At 61.1% G+C, this 15320-nt stretch carries 13 protein-coding genes; 5 read left to right on the top strand and 8 right to left on the bottom strand.

The features are described 5' to 3' along the window. Nucleotides 1-200 precede the first annotated feature (200 nt). Nucleotides 201-1238, top strand: coding sequence for a ribosome small subunit-dependent GTPase A (gene rsgA / locus ACK3EW_RS07205; RefSeq protein ID WP_493809044.1), 1038 nt, complete (start codon nt 201-203; stop codon nt 1236-1238). 96 nt (nt 1239-1334) lie between these two features. Here the strand turns inward: rsgA and ACK3EW_RS07200 are convergent, their stop codons facing one another. The 7 genes from ACK3EW_RS07200 to ACK3EW_RS07170 form a co-directional block, all read right to left on the bottom strand. Beyond that, a complete protein-coding gene (locus tag ACK3EW_RS07200) occupies nt 1335-1700 on the bottom strand; it encodes a DUF983 domain-containing protein (RefSeq protein WP_493809043.1) in 366 nt (121 codons plus the stop codon). Nucleotides 1701-1877: 177 nt separating this feature from the next. Further along, nucleotides 1878-3041 carry a M20 aminoacylase family protein gene (locus ACK3EW_RS07195; RefSeq protein ID WP_493809042.1) on the bottom strand — a complete coding sequence of 388 codons (1164 nt, stop codon included), beginning with the start codon at nt 3039-3041 and terminating at the stop codon, nt 1878-1880. Between the two features lie 23 nt (nt 3042-3064). Beyond that, a complete protein-coding gene (locus ACK3EW_RS07190; protein WP_493809041.1) occupies nt 3065-4234 on the bottom strand; it encodes a M20 aminoacylase family protein in 1170 nt (389 codons plus the stop codon). A gap of 57 nt (nt 4235-4291) precedes the next feature. Then, entirely contained in the window at nt 4292-5641 is a 1350-nt protein-coding gene (locus ACK3EW_RS07185; protein WP_493809040.1) for an NAD(P)/FAD-dependent oxidoreductase, read from the bottom strand. Then, nucleotides 5638-6804 (bottom strand): acetylornithine deacetylase, encoded by a 1167-nt coding sequence (gene argE, locus ACK3EW_RS07180; RefSeq protein ID WP_493809039.1) that lies wholly within the window; start codon nt 6802-6804, stop codon nt 5638-5640. Before argE ends, ACK3EW_RS07185 begins: the two co-directional genes overlap by 4 nt. Nucleotides 6805-6820: 16 nt before the next feature. Next, the gene (locus tag ACK3EW_RS07175; RefSeq protein ID WP_493809038.1) at nt 6821-7744 is read right to left on the bottom strand and encodes an exonuclease/endonuclease/phosphatase family protein; all 924 of its coding nucleotides are present in this window, start codon (nt 7742-7744) and stop codon (nt 6821-6823) included. Between the two features lie 31 nt (nt 7745-7775). After that, nucleotides 7776-9596, bottom strand: coding sequence for an ABC transporter ATP-binding protein (locus tag ACK3EW_RS07170; protein WP_493809037.1), 1821 nt, complete (start codon nt 9594-9596; stop codon nt 7776-7778). A gap of 263 nt (nt 9597-9859) precedes the next feature. Between ACK3EW_RS07170 and ACK3EW_RS07165 the strand changes: the two genes are divergently transcribed. From ACK3EW_RS07165 to ACK3EW_RS07150, 4 genes are all read left to right on the top strand, one after another. Next, nucleotides 9860-11566 (top strand): peptide ABC transporter substrate-binding protein, encoded by a 1707-nt coding sequence (locus tag ACK3EW_RS07165; protein WP_439120928.1) that lies wholly within the window; start codon nt 9860-9862, stop codon nt 11564-11566. An 86-nt stretch (nt 11567-11652) separates the two neighbouring features. Beyond that, nucleotides 11653-12690 (top strand): ABC transporter permease, encoded by a 1038-nt coding sequence (locus ACK3EW_RS07160; RefSeq protein ID WP_439120927.1) that lies wholly within the window; start codon nt 11653-11655, stop codon nt 12688-12690. After that, nucleotides 12683-13663 carry an ABC transporter permease gene (locus tag ACK3EW_RS07155; protein WP_493809036.1) on the top strand — a complete coding sequence of 327 codons (981 nt, stop codon included), beginning with the start codon at nt 12683-12685 and terminating at the stop codon, nt 13661-13663. The genes ACK3EW_RS07160 and ACK3EW_RS07155 overlap by 8 nt, the downstream gene beginning before the upstream one ends. Nucleotides 13664-13878: 215 nt before the next feature. After that, the gene (locus ACK3EW_RS07150) at nt 13879-14931 is read left to right on the top strand and encodes a YeeE/YedE family protein (protein ID WP_493809035.1); all 1053 of its coding nucleotides are present in this window, start codon (nt 13879-13881) and stop codon (nt 14929-14931) included. A 3-nt stretch (nt 14932-14934) separates the two neighbouring features. Here ACK3EW_RS07150 and ACK3EW_RS07145 read toward each other — a convergent pair whose 3' ends face one another. Continuing rightward, nucleotides 14935-15300 carry a hypothetical protein gene (locus tag ACK3EW_RS07145; RefSeq protein ID WP_493809034.1) on the bottom strand — a complete coding sequence of 122 codons (366 nt, stop codon included), beginning with the start codon at nt 15298-15300 and terminating at the stop codon, nt 14935-14937. Nucleotides 15301-15320 lie beyond the last annotated feature (20 nt).

The raw sequence follows: 15320 nt of genomic DNA, 5'->3' as shown, positions 1-15320 counted from the left end.
GCTTAGCAACGGTTTGACCGAATGACCAGATGTCGCTTGGCGCGCTGCACCCACACACGTATACTCCGGGCAAATCAAAGCTGAGATGCAGGAGGACATGATGGAGACTGTGTGCGCCCTGCGGGTGACAGGCTGATCGCCGCACCCGGACCATGTGAACGCCCCACCGGGGCAGGTGTCTCAGCGACAGGATCAAACCCTTGACCAAATACACACGCGCCGACCTTGGATGGTCGGACCACTTTGCGCGTCAGCTTACCGAAGAGGATACCCCCTTCGTCCCTGCGCGCATCTCCGAGGTGCACCGCAGCCAGCTTGTGGCCTTGTCCGAAGCGGGCGAAATGCGACTGATCCCCACCGACAGCGCCGGGGCCTACGCCGTCGGCGACTGGGTTCTGACCGATGGCACCAGCGCGATCCGCCGCCTTGACCCGGTCACCGACCTGCACCGCCGCGCGGCGGGCCACGCCGTGGGCGCACAGCGCATGGCGGCCAATGTCGACACCGTGGGCCTTGTCACCAGTTGCAACGCCGATTTCAACGTCGCGCGATTGGAGCGCTATCTGGCACTTGCCCTCGCATCGAACGCGCTGCCGCTGGTGATCCTGACAAAGGCCGACATATGCGATGATCCCGACAGCTACAGACGGCAAGCCGAACGCCTGTCCCCGCTGGTCACCGCCATCGCCGTCAACGCCAAAGACCCCGAAGACGTGGCACGCCTCAACGCGTGGTGCAGCAATGCGAAAACCCTCGCTCTGCTTGGCTCGTCAGGCGTCGGCAAGACCACGCTGCGCAACGCCCTTACCGGAGAGGCCGAGGCAACGCAGACCGTCCGCGAGGACGACGCCAAAGGCCGCCACACCACCACCCACCGAGCCCTACGACCGACGATGTCCGGTGGCTGGCTCATCGACACGCCGGGAATGCGCGAACTACAGCTCTCGGGAACCAGCGACGGGCTGGAAGAGCTGTTTGACGACATCGAAACCCTTGCGGCACAGTGCAAGTTCTCCAACTGCGCCCATGCCAGCGAACCCGGCTGCGCTGTCAAGGCCGCTCTCAAGGACGGCACGCTTGATCAAGCGCGGTTCGACCGCTGGCAAAAACTGCGGCGCGAGGATCAGCACAACTCGGAATCCATCGCCGCCGCCCGCGCCCGGCAGAAATCCTTTGGCCGGGTGGTGAAAGAGGCCGTCAGCAACAAGAGCAAACATAAGCGCGGGTATGAGGACTAAAACGCAGAAGATCGGGCGGCATGGCCCGCCCGATGCAATTCCAATCTGTGGCTGACAACGTCTCAGGCAAACGCACTTGCGGCGCAGTCCGTGTCCCTAGAAGCCGTGCAGCCTCTTGGCCCATTGGAACCCGATAAACACCCCCTTGACCCGTGGAAGGATGACCAGGGCGAGAATGGTTGAAAGCGCCATCATCGAAAGAGCGACCCAAATCGGCTCAGGCTCAAACAGCGAATAAATGACGCCAAACATCGGGAATATCAAAGCAACCACGACCATAAGCGTAAAATATGCGGGACCATCGTCGACGCTTGCGTGCTTAAGCTCCTGACCACAACAGGCACATTCATCTTTGACTGTGAGGTACCCGGAGAGCACTTTTCCCTTACCGCAAGAGGGGCACTTCAAGGTGAGCCCCCGGAAAACCGTCAGTCGCGTATCGCGTTCTTCGTCAATTGGCATGGGATTCTCCGATGGTCCGATGTTGCTGCGACGCAGCATTTGTCATGGCATACAGCAAGTCAATTAACAACGACCGCCTTAAACCCGACCGTGCCAGTCAAACGCCTTTGTTTGCTAAGGCGACTTAAAAACGGCGGGCCATCACAGCCCGCCGCTCCATTCCCGTTGATGACCCGCTTAAGCCGCAGGCATCCTCCGCTCCACGATCTCGGCCCACCAGGAACAGCCTGCCGGGATCGCGTCGTCGTTGAAGTTGTATTCCGGGTGGTGCACCGCTGCGCTGTCGCCATTGCCGACAAGGATATACGCGCCGGGACGTTCTTCGAGCATGAAGGCGAAATCTTCGCCCCCCATGACCAATGGGGCCTCTTCACAGCCCCCAGATACGGACTTGGCCACCTCGGCGGCGAACTCGGTTTGTGCGTCGTGGTTCACCATCACCGGGTAACCACGATGGTATTTCACGTCGACCGTCCCACCAAAGGTCGCGGCAATGCCCGAACAGATCGCCTTAATCCGGGTTTCCGCCAGATCGCGCATTTCCGTCGACATCGTGCGCACTGTGCCTTTCAAATGCACCCGCTGCGGGATCACGTTGAACGCCTTCGAGGAGGTTTCGAACGAGGTGACTGACACCACCACCTGATCAATCGGATCGGCGTTGCGGCTGGCAATCGTCTGCAAGGCCAGCACCGCTTGCGAGGCCATCACGGTGGTGTCCACGGTTTCCTGCGGTTTCGCGGCGTGGCCACCCTTGCCCTCGAAGGTGATGTCGAACTGGTCGGTCGCGGCAAAGAATGCGCCCGGGCGAATGGCAAAGCTGCCCACTGGACGGCCCGGCCAGTTATGCATGCCGTAGACCTCCTGAATGCCCCAGCGTTCCATCATACCATCTTCACACATCTCGCGGCCCCCGCCGCCACCCTCTTCGGCGGGTTGGAAGATCACCACGACAGTGCCGTCGAAATTGCGCGTCTCGCTCAGGTACTTGGCCGCGCCCAGCAGCATCGCGGTATGGCCGTCATGGCCGCACGCATGCATCGCGCCGTCGGTCTTGGATTTATACTCCAACCCCGTCTGCTCGTGGATCGGCAGCGCGTCCATATCGGCCCGCAGGCCAATGACCTTGCCCGAGGTGTCGCTCTTGCCCTTGATCACACCCACAACCCCGGTGCGCCCGATGCCGGTGACGATTTCATCGCAGCCAAATTCCTTGAGCCGCTCTGCCACCAAGGCGCTGGTGCGGTGCGTCTCAAACAGGATTTCGGGGTTTTCGTGCAAATCCCTGCGCCATGCGGTGATTTCGTCCTGGAGTTCGGCAAATCGGTTCTTCACGGGCATGAACTGCCTCCTTTCGTTGCGTGTCAGGCCGAGACCGGCATCCGGCGTTCGACCAGTTCCGCGAACCAGCTACAACCAAGCGGGATCGCGTCATCTGAAAAAACATAGGCTGGATGGTGGCACATCGGGGTGTCGCCATTGCCGAGGAACATATAGGCTCCGGGTCGGGCTTCAAGCATGTAGGAAAAGTCTTCCGCTGGCAGGATCGGATCGGTGTCATCATCCACATGGTCCGACACCGCCCGCGCCGCCTCGACCGCAAATGCGGTCTGGTCGGGGTGGTTCACCGTCACCGGATAGCCCGGCGTCCAGATCACCTCGGCTGTCGCGCCATAGGCCGAGGCCGTGTGTTCGCACAAAGCGCGAATCCGTTCTTCGGCTTGTGCCCGCACTTCGGTCGCCAATGTCCGCACTGTGCCTTCCATCCGCACCGAATGGGCAATCACGTTCGATGCGTTGCTGTCGGTCTGGAAGGTGCCGACGGTCACCACCGCAGGCCGCACCGGATTGACGTTGCGCGACACCACCGATTGCAGCGCAACCACGATCTGCGCCGCCACTAGCGTTGTATCTACCGCCTCGTGCGGTGCCGCCGCATGGCCGCCCTTCCCTGTCACCACGATCTCGAACTCGTCAGAGGACGCCAGCAACGGTCCCGGTCGGATGGCGAAATGGCCAACGGGAATGCCCGGCGAATTGTGCAGGCCGTAGACCTCTTGAATGTTCCAGCGGTCCATCAAACCGTCCTCGACCATAGCCAGACCACCTGCGCCGCCTTCTTCGGCAGGCTGGAAAATCAGCACGGCCGTCCCGTCGAAATTCCGGGTCTCGGTCAGGTATTGCGCCACCCCCAAGAGGATCGCCGTGTGCCCATCATGGCCACAGGCATGCATCTTGCCCGGAACGGTGCTGGCATAGTCCACACCAGAGGCTTCGCTGATCGGCAGCGCGTCCATGTCAGCCCGCAGCCCGATCACCCGCCCCTTCGTGTCCGTGCGCCCCTTGATGACTGCAACAACACCGGTCCGACCAATGCCGGTGACGATCTCGTCCGCGCCAAAGCTGCGCAGCTTGTCCGCCACGAAAGCCGCAGTCTCATGGACGTCATACATCAGTTCGGGATGCTGGTGCAGATAGCGCCGCCACTCCGTGATGGTGCCCGAGTTTTGTGCAATGCTGTTCTTGACTGGCATGGGCCCTCCAATTTCACAGGGGCACACTGACCGACGCTAACATCAAGGACAAGCGCCTTAAAGCGCCGGACCCAAATCCATCGCGCTGCCATCACTGAAACGCGACAAACGGAACCGCCGCAGGTCATGCCCTGGAGCGTAGCCGCAGACCAGATCAGCCAGCACCCGGCCCATCCCCGGCCCGATGCCAAAGCCGTGCCCGCTCATGCCCGTGCCAATGGTCAGGCCGGGGATCGCGTCTACCCGGTCCACCACCGGGACGACATCGGGCATAGTGTCGATCATCCCCGCCCACATCGCGCGGTAGCGGATCGGCCCCACCTCGGGGAACAGCTTTTCCACCTCGGCCGCCACTTTGCGCAGCTTGCCTGCATTGGGTTTCGGGTTCAGCACTCGAATGCCCTCGAAGGGCGTCACTTCATCCTCGGCCCACTGCCGTTTGGTGCTCCAAGCATCGGGATAGCCCTTGGGCGCCGCAGGCAGAAACCGCGTCCCAAACGGAGACGCCATCAACTGCGCGCGGAACTTGGGCAGCGCCCGGAACGCGTCAGGCCCAACGAACAACTCGTGAAAACCCCCTGCCGCCAGTGACGCCCCACCATCAGCCCGCGTGCGAAAAGCGAACTTGCCCGCAGCCGCCGCACCTTGATGGGGCAGATGCACAGGCTCGGTCGCCCCTGCACTCGCCCGCACCGACAATTGCGGAATCGACACCCCATGTGCCCGCAGGAAGAGCGAGGACCACGCACCACCGGCGACCACTACATCCGAACAGGCGATGCGACCGGCTTCGGTGAACACGCCGGTGATACGCCCCGCCTCAAGGTACAGCTTGCGCGCGGCACATCCCTCGACAATCACAGCACCCTCGCGCACCGCAATGCCCGCCAACGCGGGGACCGCGACCCACGGCTCGGCCCGCATGTCGGACGGGGTGGTGATCGCCCCGGTAAAACCACCCTTGGCCAGTTCCGGGAACCGTGCCTTGAGCGCCACGCGGTCAAGCAACTCGGTGTCCACACCCTGCGCCGTGGCGAAAGGCAGCCAATCGGCAAAGCCCTGAAGCTCTTTCTCGCTCTCGGCCAAATAGGTCACTCCTGACCGCTTCAACCCGATATCCACATTGGTCTGGCTGGCCAATTCGGTCCAGAGGCGGTTCGCCTCGACCATGATGGGAAGTTCGTCCGGATCGCGCCCCTGTTGCCGGATCCAGCCCCAGTTGCGCGAAGACTGCTCTCCCGCGATGCGCCCCTTTTCCAGCAGCACTACCCGCCGCCCCTTGCGGGCAAGGTACAACGCCGTGCAGACGCCAATGACACCACCGCCGACGACCACCACATCGGTCTCAGCGGGCAATGGCCCGGCAAAGGCTATCGGGCTTTGTTCGGAAATCGGGAATGGGATCATGTCGAGAGGTGATCCAGCAAACGCTCCATGAACGCCTGTCCTTTGTTGAATTGGTCAACCGTGATGAATTCATCCGGCTGATGCGCAACAGCAATGTCACCGGGGCCGCACACCACAACCGAATAGCCCGCGCTTTGGAAGTGGCTCGCCTCGGTGCCGTAGGACACGTATTGCTTGCCGTTATCCCCGGTCAACTGTCGCACCAGCGTTTCCGCATTGCCTGCATCGTCAGACTTGAACGGCGGCAAGGCAGAGTTCGGCGTGATCTCGATCCATGTTTCCGGACGCACGGCCTGCATCTGCGCCTCGACCTCGGCCACAGCGGCGCGCAGGCTGTTATCCCAGTGCTCCAGCGATTCACCGGGAACGACGCGGATCGTCATCACAAGCTCACAATCCTTGGCCGTGATGTTGTGCGCGGTGCCGCCGTGGATCACGCCGACATGCACATTCGTGTAAGGCGGATCGAACATGGCCGCGACCGGCGCGGGCGTTGCGGTGGCACTTTCGTCGTTCATGCGGTTGGCCCATTCGATCAGTTTGCCGCCATACATGATCGCACTCACCCCGGTGTGCAGAACCGAGGAATGCACCTCGAACCCGTGAACATGAAGGGTGTAGCTGACACTGCCCTTATGCCCCGTCACCGCCTTGAGCATGGTCGGCTCACCCACGATCACCGTGTCAGCGCGCGGCACAATACCTTTCATCGCCTCAATCAAAGGCGGCGCGCCAGTACAGCCAATTTCTTCATCATAGCTCAGCGCGATCTGCACCGGGCGTGTCACGCCGCGATGATGCGCCTCGACCAGCGCCCAGATGGCGAGCGCGTCAAAGCCTTTCATGTCAGTGGTGCCGCGCCCGTAGAGTTTGCCGTCCCTCTCGGTCACCGAGAAGGGATCGGTGCTCCATGGTTGACCATCGGTCGGCACAACATCCGTGTGACCCGACAGCACCACTCCGCCCGCAACCTCTGGCCCGACATGGGCAAACAGCCCAGCCTTCAAGGGATCATCGGATTTCACATGCCGATGGCTTTGAACGCCGTGTTCGGCCAGATAGGCCTCGACCCAGTCGATCAAAGGCAGGTTGGTGTCACGGCTGACAGTGGGAAATTGGACCAATTGGTCAAGAATGGCACGCGGGCTCAGGCGGTTTTGCATGGTCTCACTTTGCGGGTCAGGGGAGCAGGTAGTCTGCGTAAACGGGATGATGGTCCGAAGGCCATTCGCCGTCAAACTTCTCTTGCAGAACGACCGGCCCTGCGTCCAGCGTCACGTTCGGTGTACGGGACAGATGGTCGATCGCCCCAAGCACATGCACGCCGCGATTGAGGTGATACGTTGCACCGGGCGAGCGATCAAAGACGACACCCGCATCTTCCAGAATGTCCATCGTCTGCGCCCCGTGCAGGGCGTTCAGGTCACCTACAAGGAACACCGTTTCACCGGCGTCGATCCACGGCTTCAGGCGATCCCGCACCAAAGCGGCAGACAACAGCCTGTTCGACCGGCTGGAATATTCGAAATGTACGTTGGCCACACGGAACCTTTGACCCGTCTCGCGATCTTCGAACTGTGCCCATGACGCAAAGGCTGGGAACGAGCCGTTGAAGGTGCGCGAATAGATCACATCAGGCGTATCAGAAAAGAAAAACCACCCCTGATCAACGGGTTGCAACCGTTCTTTCAAGTAAAATATCGGCTGCGTGGTGGGGAATGTCTGCCAATCTCCGGTGGCAGCAACGCCGTAGGCCGGATTGCCCGCCGTCAAGTGATCCCGGACCAGATTGACCGACCCATCATCACCGCGCCGAAAGCTCTCCATTTCCTGAAACGCCACCACATCGGCGCGCAACGCCTTGAAAGCGCTGTCCAAAGGCCCTTTGCGCCGTTCCCAATCACCGACCGACCACGGCCCCGTTTCGCGGTCCAGCCAGATGTAATGCACGTTGTAACTGGCGATCCTCAGCGCCGCCGCTTCAGGCGGCGCGACAGATACATTGCCTTCGGTCTGGGTCACGTGCAGCGCACATGCCACCAACGTCAAAAGCGCGAAGACCGCAATCAGGCCGCGGGAAAGCCATCTGAACACTCGTACCATGTGCGGACCTTAGCGGCGTTTACGGCAGGTTTCAGTAGCCGCTGTCGGTGATCAGCACTTTGTGACCCGGCTCCACCTCGCGGTAGATCGACGGCTCCGGTTCGTAGTCCAACCCGTGGATCGGCGACGGAATCGGTTTGAAGTTCAAATACTTCTCGGACTTGCGTTTGCGCGGATCGGCAATCGGCACGGCTTTCATCAACGCCTGCGTATAGGGGTGCTGCGGGTTTTCGAACACCGCGCGGCGCGGGCCGATTTCCACAATCCGGCCCAGATACATCACGCCGACATGGTGGCTGACCCGTTCGACCACGGCCATGTCATGGCTGATAAACAGGAAGGAAATTCCCAGTTCCGCCTGCAATTCCAGCATCAGGTTCAGTACCTGCGCCTGCACCGAGACGTCCAGCGCCGACACCGCCTCGTCTGACACGATCAGCTTGGGGTTCAGCGCAAGCGCCCGCGCAATCGCGATCCGCTGGCGTTGGCCGCCGGACAGTTCGTGTGGATAGCGCTGCATGAAGCTGCGCGGCAGTTCCACCCGGTCGAACAGCATCTCGACCCGTTTCTGCATCTCGCCGCTCGATCCCATGCCGAAATTGCGCATCGGTTCGGACACCTGATCGGCCAGCTGCATCTGCGGATTGAGCGAGGCAAACGGATCCTGGAACACCATCTGCATGTCGCGCCGCGCCTCGCGCAGTTCGGACTGCGTCAGCGACATGATGTCTTTGCCGTCAAGGAACACGCTGCCCTGCATCGGTTCGACCAGCCGCAGGATCGACCGGCCCGCCGTGGACTTGCCACACCCGGATTCGCCCACAAGGCTAAGGGTCTGGCCCTTGTTCACCGAAAAGGACAAATCCTCGACCGCGTGTACATTCGCCACCGTCCGCCGGAAGAACCCGCCTTTGACTTCGAACCGCGTGGTCAGGTTCTTGACTTCGAGCAGGACCTCGTCCGACCCGGTGATCGGCGGCACTTCGGACCCGTCACGCCCCAAAAGGCGCATCGGACGCGGCAGGTCTGTGCCCGTCATCTCGCCCAGCTTGGGCACCGCCGCCAGAAGCGATTTCGTGTAAGGATGCTGCGGGTTCTCAAAGATCTCTTCGACCGTTCCCTCTTCGACCTTATTGCCGCGGAACATCACCACCACGCGGTCTGCCATCTGTGCCACCACCGCCATGTCATGCGTGATAAACATCACTGCCGTGCCGGTCTCACGTTTGAGCCGGTCCATCAGGGCCAGAATCTCGGCCTGAATGGTCACGTCCAGCGCCGTCGTTGGCTCGTCCGCGATCAGCAATCGTGGCTCGCACGCCAACGCCATCGCAATGACCACGCGCTGTCGCATCCCGCCGGACAGTTCGTGCGGGTATTGTTTCAACCGCCGCTCTGGTTCCGGGATGCGCACCTGCCGCATCAGATCAAGTGCGCGGGCCTCGGCCTGCGCCTTGGTCATGTTCTTGTGCAGCCGCAGCCCTTCTGTCAGCTGCTTGCCCACGGTGAAGACCGGGTTCAGCGCCGTCATGGGTTCCTGAAAGATCATCCCGATCTCGTTGCCACGGATCGTGCGCATCAAGTCCTGATCCGTTTTGGACAGGTCCACCTCGCCCGCATCCTTGCGGTCGAACAGCAAACGTCCCCCCGCAATGTCACCGCCACCATATTCAATCAGGCGCATCAGTGCCAGCGACGACACCGACTTGCCCGAGCCGGATTCGCCAACCACGCAGACAGTTTCACCGGGATTGATGTGGAACGAAACATCCTCGACGCCGACAACGGTGCCGGACTTGGTCTGAAATTCGACGCGAAGATTCTCGATTTTGGCGATGCTGCCATCCGGCATGGGCGCGGTCCTTTTTCACTCGTTGCTCAAACGCTAACCGACGCAGGGCCAGAGTCAAACTCTGTCTCGACGTCGTCCATGTTATCGCTCCTGCGGGACTTGCATTTTGCTCAAAAGCTGTTTCGATGCGCACATAGGGGGAAAACTTTCGCGTTTTCAGGGTGATTTCCGGGCTTTTGCACCGAAAACCTGACGGAACAGGCGCCCAAGGCTCCCACCAAGGAAAACGACATGGGTAAACTATGTCCAACAAGGAGAGACGAATGAAACTCAAATCCGTACTTTTGGGGGCTGCCGCTGCCGTAGCCCTGGCGCCCGCCGCATTTGCCGAGCGTGGCTCAGACGGCGAAGTCAAAATCATTTACTGGCAAGCGCCTTCGATCCTGACACCGTTCCTTTCGGGCGGGACCAAGGACGTCGAAGCGGCGTCGATGATTCTGGAACCGCTGGCACGGTACAACGAACAAGGCGAGTTGGTGCCGTGGCTGGCCGCTGAAATCCCGACCGTGGCCAATGGCGGCGTCAGCGAAGACCTGACCTCGATCACATGGAAAATCACACCGGGCCTGCTGTGGTCCGATGGTACGCCTTTCACTTCGGCGGATGTGGCATTCACACATGAATATTGCACCCACCCCGAAGGCGGCTGTGCACAGCTGACCAAGTTCAATGGCGTGACAAGCGTTGAAACCCCGGATGACCTGACCGTGGTCGTCACCTTTGACGGACCAACACCGAACCCGTATGGCCCGTTCGTTGGCGGCGAAAGCCCGATCCTGCAGGCTGCACAGTTCGCAAACTGCCTCGGTGCTGCCGCATCTACCTGCACCGAACAGAACTTCAACCCGATCGGCACCGGTCCGTTTGTCGTTGACGAATTCAAACCGAACGACGTGATCACCATGTCGGCCAACCCGAACTACCGCGACCCGGCCAAGCCTGCCTTTGCAAGCGTGACCTTCAAAGGTGGTGGCGACGCCCGCGCGGCGGGTCAGGCCGTGATGGAAACTGGCGAATTCGATTACGCGTGGAACCTCCAGCTTGCGCCTGATGTGATCGCGCAGATGGAAGCAGGCGGTAAAGGTGTGCCGGTGGCTGGCTTTGGTCCGCTGCTCGAGCGCATTATGATCAACCAGACATGGGCCGACCCGAGCCTGCCGGAAGGCGAACGCTCGACCGCGATGCACCCGCATCCGTTCCTGCAGGAACCGGCGGTCTACAAAGCCATGTCCATGGCCATCGACCGTCCTCTGCTGGTGGAAATCGGCTATGGTCAGGCCGGCAAGGTCGGGTGTTCCTGGGTTCCCGCGCCTGAAGCCTTCGCGTCCACATTCGAAGGCTGCGACGTGCAGGACATCGACGGTGCAAAGGCAATGCTGGATGAAGCTGGCATCGTCGACAGCGACGGCGACGGCGTGCGCGAACACAATGGCGTGCCGCTCTCGATCCTGTACCAGACATCGACCAACGCTGTTCGCCAGGATTTCCAGGCGCTGATCAAGGAATGGTGGGAACAGATTGGCTTTGAAGTCGAACTGCGCAACGTCGACAGCTCGGTGTTCTTCGGTGGTGACGCGGGTTCGCCCGACACGTTCCAGAAGTTCTACGCCGACGTGCAGATGTACGCCAACACCTTCAACGGCACCGACCCGCAATCCTATCTTGGCAACGGTCTGTGCGCCAACGCACCGCGCCCCGAAACGCAGTGGCAGGGTGAAAACATCAGCCGCTTCTGCATGGAAGAGTTCGACGCCCTGCATGCAGAGCTGAGCGCAACCGCCGATATGGCAGAGCGTCAGCGCATCGGTCGTGAACTCAGCGCGATGATGACCGACAATGGTGGGATGATCCCGCTGGTCCACCGTGGCCGTCTGTCCGCACATGCCAACACGCTTGGCGGTGTTGTGCTGAACGTTTGGGACAGCGAACTCTGGAACGTTGCGGACTGGTACCGCATCGAATCCAACTGATCGCTTGTCAGTGACTGCAGGGTGGGCCCAGTGCCCACCCTGCTTTTCGATTTCTGTAAAAGACTCATGACCCGAGGCGCCATACGATGCTGACCTTCGCCGTCCGACGACTTGTTCTTGCCGTTCCGACGCTTCTGTTCATCAGTTTTGTCATTTTCATGCTACTGCAACTCGCCCCCGGCGACCCGATGGCGCAGGTGCCCCTGACCGTTCCCCCCGAGGTCAAGGAAAAGATGCGCCAGGCTCTTGGCGTGGGTGAACCGCCGCTGGTGCAATATTGGAAATGGCTGGTTCAGGTCTTTTGGATCGAACCCAAGGTCTTTATCGACTACCTGACCAATTCCAGCACCCTTCTGGGCTGGTTGCCCGACACGCAGCTCTATCAGGGCGAACTGCGCGTGATCTCGTGGCAGACCCGCAGCCCGGTGATGGACATCGTGATCCAGCGTATTCCGCAGACGCTCTGGGTGGTGGGCATGGCCTATATCGTGGGCATCCTGATTGCCCTGCCCATCGGCATCTATTCCGCATACCGCCAATATTCGGTGTTCGATCAGTCCGGCACGTTCATCACGATGATCGGCTTTTCGATCCCGCCGTTTTTCACCGGCCCACTGCTGATCGTGATCTTTTCGGTGCAACTGGGGTGGTTCCCGTCGATCTATGACACGACCCTCGTCGTGGACAGCTGGGCCGCCTTCAAGCTCCAGCTGCAACAAATGATCTTGCCGGTGATGGTGTTGGCGCTTCAGACGACGGCCCAGATCAGCCGCTACATGCGCGCCTCGATGCTCGACAACCTCAATCAGGACTACGTCCGCACCGCCCGCGCCAAGGGGCTGAGCGAAGCCGTGGTGGTCACGGTTCACGTGCTGCGCAATTCGATGATCCCGGTCATCACCGTGATCGCGCTCAACGTCCCGTCGATCTTTGGCGGCGCGATTATCACCGAAAACGTGTTCAAGGTGAACGGCATCGGGCAATTGCTGATCACAGCACTCTTTGCCAATGACCTGCCGATGGTGATGACGCTGACCTTCATCTTTGCCGTGCTGATCGTTCTCTTCAACCTGATTGCCGATATCCTCTACGGCCTTCTCGACCCGAGGATCCGCTATGACTGAGCCCGTGAACGCTACCCCAAACCAGATCGAGGCGCTCGCCGACAAGGGCCCGATGGCGCCGCCGCGCAGCCAGTGGAAGGACGTGTGGGACCAGCTCCGCAAACACAAGGGCGCGATGTTCGGCGGAGGCTTCCTCGTCTTCATCACGCTGGCCGTGATACTTGGCTCCTATCTCTGGCAGGTCGATGCCCAAAAGCTCGACATCCGAAACAAGGACATGCGTCCGATCTGGAACGCCCTCTGGGATGCCAGCGCCAAAACAGCGTGGAACCGCCCTTTCGGCACAGACCAGCTGGGCCGCGACCAACTTGCGCAAATCCTGCAGGGCGGACGCACGTCGATGGCCGTGGGGTGGGCTGCAATGATCCTGAGCCTGATCATCGGCACAGTGGTCGGCGTTCTGGCTGGCTTTGTGCGTAAGGCGGACGGGCTGCTGATGCGCCTGACAGACCTGTTCCTGTCGCTGCCGATCCTGCCACTGCTGCTGGTCGCGGTGACGCTCTTCCGCCAACCCCTGCGCGAGGCGTTCGGTCCCGAGGGCGGCATGTTCGTGCTGATCGTCGGCATCATCGCCATCACCAGCTGGATGCCCACGGCCCGCATCGTGCGCGGCGATATCCTTGCCCTCAAGGAACGCGAGTTCATTCTGGCCGCGCGCTCCATCGGCACCACGCCCTTCCGCATCGTGCAGCGCCACCTCCTGCCGAACGTGCTGTCGCCGATCATGGTCTCGGCCACTTTGGGCCTTGCGACCGCGATCATCACGGAAAGCGCACTCAGCTTTCTTGGCGTCGGCTTCCCGTCGGACTTCCCGACATGGGGCAAGATGCTGGCCGACGCGGTGCAGCGGATGCAGCAATTCCCCGAGCGGGTCTACCTGCCCGGCATTGCGATCTCGCTCACGGTGCTCAGCGTGAACTATCTTGGTGACGGTTTGCGCGACGCGCTCGATCCACGCATCCGGGGCCGCTGAGCGAGCGGGACTAAAATAAGATCAATCGGCACGGCAAGCGGGTGATCCCTTGAACGCCCGTCATAGCGACATAGCGGAAATCAGAATTCTGTTCTGGTTTCTGCGCCCACGCCAAGATACCTTTCCTGAAAACCCGCCGTATACTGGCCGCGCACGCCTTGCCCAAAGGAAACTTTCCCTCCATCTGGCACATCAACAGACGGAAGGACCGACCCATGTTCGAATCCCTTGGCTTTGAAAACCACACAGCACCGCAAGTCGCGGTGGGTGTTGCACTGATCCTTGGCGCAGCCTTTGGCCTGTTGGCCGAACGCACGAAATTCTGCTTCCGTCGCGGGCTGGTCGGAGACGACCGCAAACAGGCGATGGGGGTCTGGCTGACCGCTTTGGCCGTGGCCGTTCTGGGCACGCAAGCCGGTGTCCTGTCGGGCCTGATCACATTCGACGATCACCGCTTCATGGCCGGAGACCTGCCGATCCTCGCCATCGTTCTGGGCGGCCTGATGTTCGGTGCGGGCATGGTGCTGACACGTGGCTGCGTATCCCGCCTCACTGTTTTGTCTGCCAGCGGCAACCTGCGCGGCGTGTTTGTCCTGTTGGTCTTCGCAATCACCGCCCATGCCACACTGAAAGGCGTGCTGGCTCCGGTCCGCACCACGCTTGGGTCGTTCACCGTCCCTCTGGGAGACACCGTGTCCTTGGCCACCCTGCCCGGCGGCGCGCTGGTCTGGTCAGTGCTAATCGCGCTTGCGGCGCTGGCTATGGCGCTTCGTTCTGGCAACCGGGTGACAACACTGGTCATGGCGGCCCTGCTGGGCACGCTGGTGCCTGCGGGCTGGATCGGCACTGGGTTTGTGCTTTATGACGACTTCGACCCGGTCGCATTGGAAAGCCTATCCTTCACCGCGCCCTATGCCGACACACTATTCTGGACAGTGGCCTCCACATCGATCCCCGCGAATTTCGGTGTCGGTCTGATCGGCGGCACCTTGATCGGCGCGCTGGTGGCCTCGTTGGTCTTTGGCAGCTTCCAGTGGCAGTCGTTCCACACCCCGGCGGAAACAGGCCGCTATGCAGGCGGTGCAGTGCTGATGGGCATCGGCGGCGTTCTGGCCGGGGGCTGCACCGTGGGCGCGGGTCTGGCTGGTGTGCCGACGCTGTCCATTGCGGCACTTCTGGCGATCCTGTCGATCGCAGCAGGCGCGCTTTTGGCCAACGCGGCGCTTAAGCCGTCACGTCAAAGTGCCTACGCCCAACCAGCGGAGTAAGTCTTAAATGTCGATCTCGTCGCCTTCGGGCGGCGGGAGACCTTCCAGCGGCGGCGCATCCTGTTTGCGTTTGAGCAAGATATCCCCGTTAGGCAGAACAACGGGAGGCTCATAGGCAGACCAGTCTTCCACCTGATCCATCAGATCGCGCAGCGCGGGGCCCATCTCCTCGGCAAAGCTGCGCAACGCGGGCTCCATCTCATCAGCTAGGTTTTCAAGCTCGCGCAACGCGGGCTCCATCTCGCTCATCAGCCCGCGAAAGAAAAGCTTTGCGCCCTCTTCCATGAGGCTGGTGCCTTCGTCGTCCTGTGCCACAGCCCCAAGAGGGATCAGCGCCACGGCCAGTGCAAGTGCGGAAATCTGTTTCATGAGACCAATATAAGCGATCT

It is taken from the genome of Marivita sp. NO-S04, assembly GCF_059070475.1.
This window is presented reverse-complemented; position numbering and strand designations above follow the sequence as displayed.

Excerpts from the sequence above, each read along its gene's own strand:
- ACK3EW_RS07200 (WP_493809043.1), bottom strand. The coding sequence starts at position 1,700 with ATGCCAATTGACGAAGAACGCGATACGCGACTGACGGTTTTCCGGGGG.
- ACK3EW_RS07195 (WP_493809042.1), bottom strand. The coding sequence starts at position 3,041 with ATGCCCGTGAAGAACCGATTTGCCGAACTCCAGGACGAAATCACCGCA.
- ACK3EW_RS07190 (WP_493809041.1), bottom strand. The coding sequence starts at position 4,234 with ATGCCAGTCAAGAACAGCATTGCACAAAACTCGGGCACCATCACGGAG.
- ACK3EW_RS07185 (WP_493809040.1), bottom strand. The coding sequence starts at position 5,641 with ATGATCCCATTCCCGATTTCCGAACAAAGCCCGATAGCCTTTGCCGGG.
- argE (WP_493809039.1), bottom strand. The coding sequence starts at position 6,804 with ATGCAAAACCGCCTGAGCCCGCGTGCCATTCTTGACCAATTGGTCCAA.
- ACK3EW_RS07175 (WP_493809038.1), bottom strand. The coding sequence starts at position 7,744 with ATGGTACGAGTGTTCAGATGGCTTTCCCGCGGCCTGATTGCGGTCTTC.
- ACK3EW_RS07170 (WP_493809037.1), bottom strand. The coding sequence starts at position 9,596 with ATGCCGGATGGCAGCATCGCCAAAATCGAGAATCTTCGCGTCGAATTT.
- ACK3EW_RS07165 (WP_439120928.1), top strand. The coding sequence starts at position 9,860 with ATGAAACTCAAATCCGTACTTTTGGGGGCTGCCGCTGCCGTAGCCCTG.
- ACK3EW_RS07160 (WP_439120927.1), top strand. The coding sequence starts at position 11,653 with ATGCTGACCTTCGCCGTCCGACGACTTGTTCTTGCCGTTCCGACGCTT.
- ACK3EW_RS07155 (WP_493809036.1), top strand. The coding sequence starts at position 12,683 with ATGACTGAGCCCGTGAACGCTACCCCAAACCAGATCGAGGCGCTCGCC.
- ACK3EW_RS07150 (WP_493809035.1), top strand. The coding sequence starts at position 13,879 with ATGTTCGAATCCCTTGGCTTTGAAAACCACACAGCACCGCAAGTCGCG.
- ACK3EW_RS07145 (WP_493809034.1), bottom strand. The coding sequence starts at position 15,300 with ATGAAACAGATTTCCGCACTTGCACTGGCCGTGGCGCTGATCCCTCTT.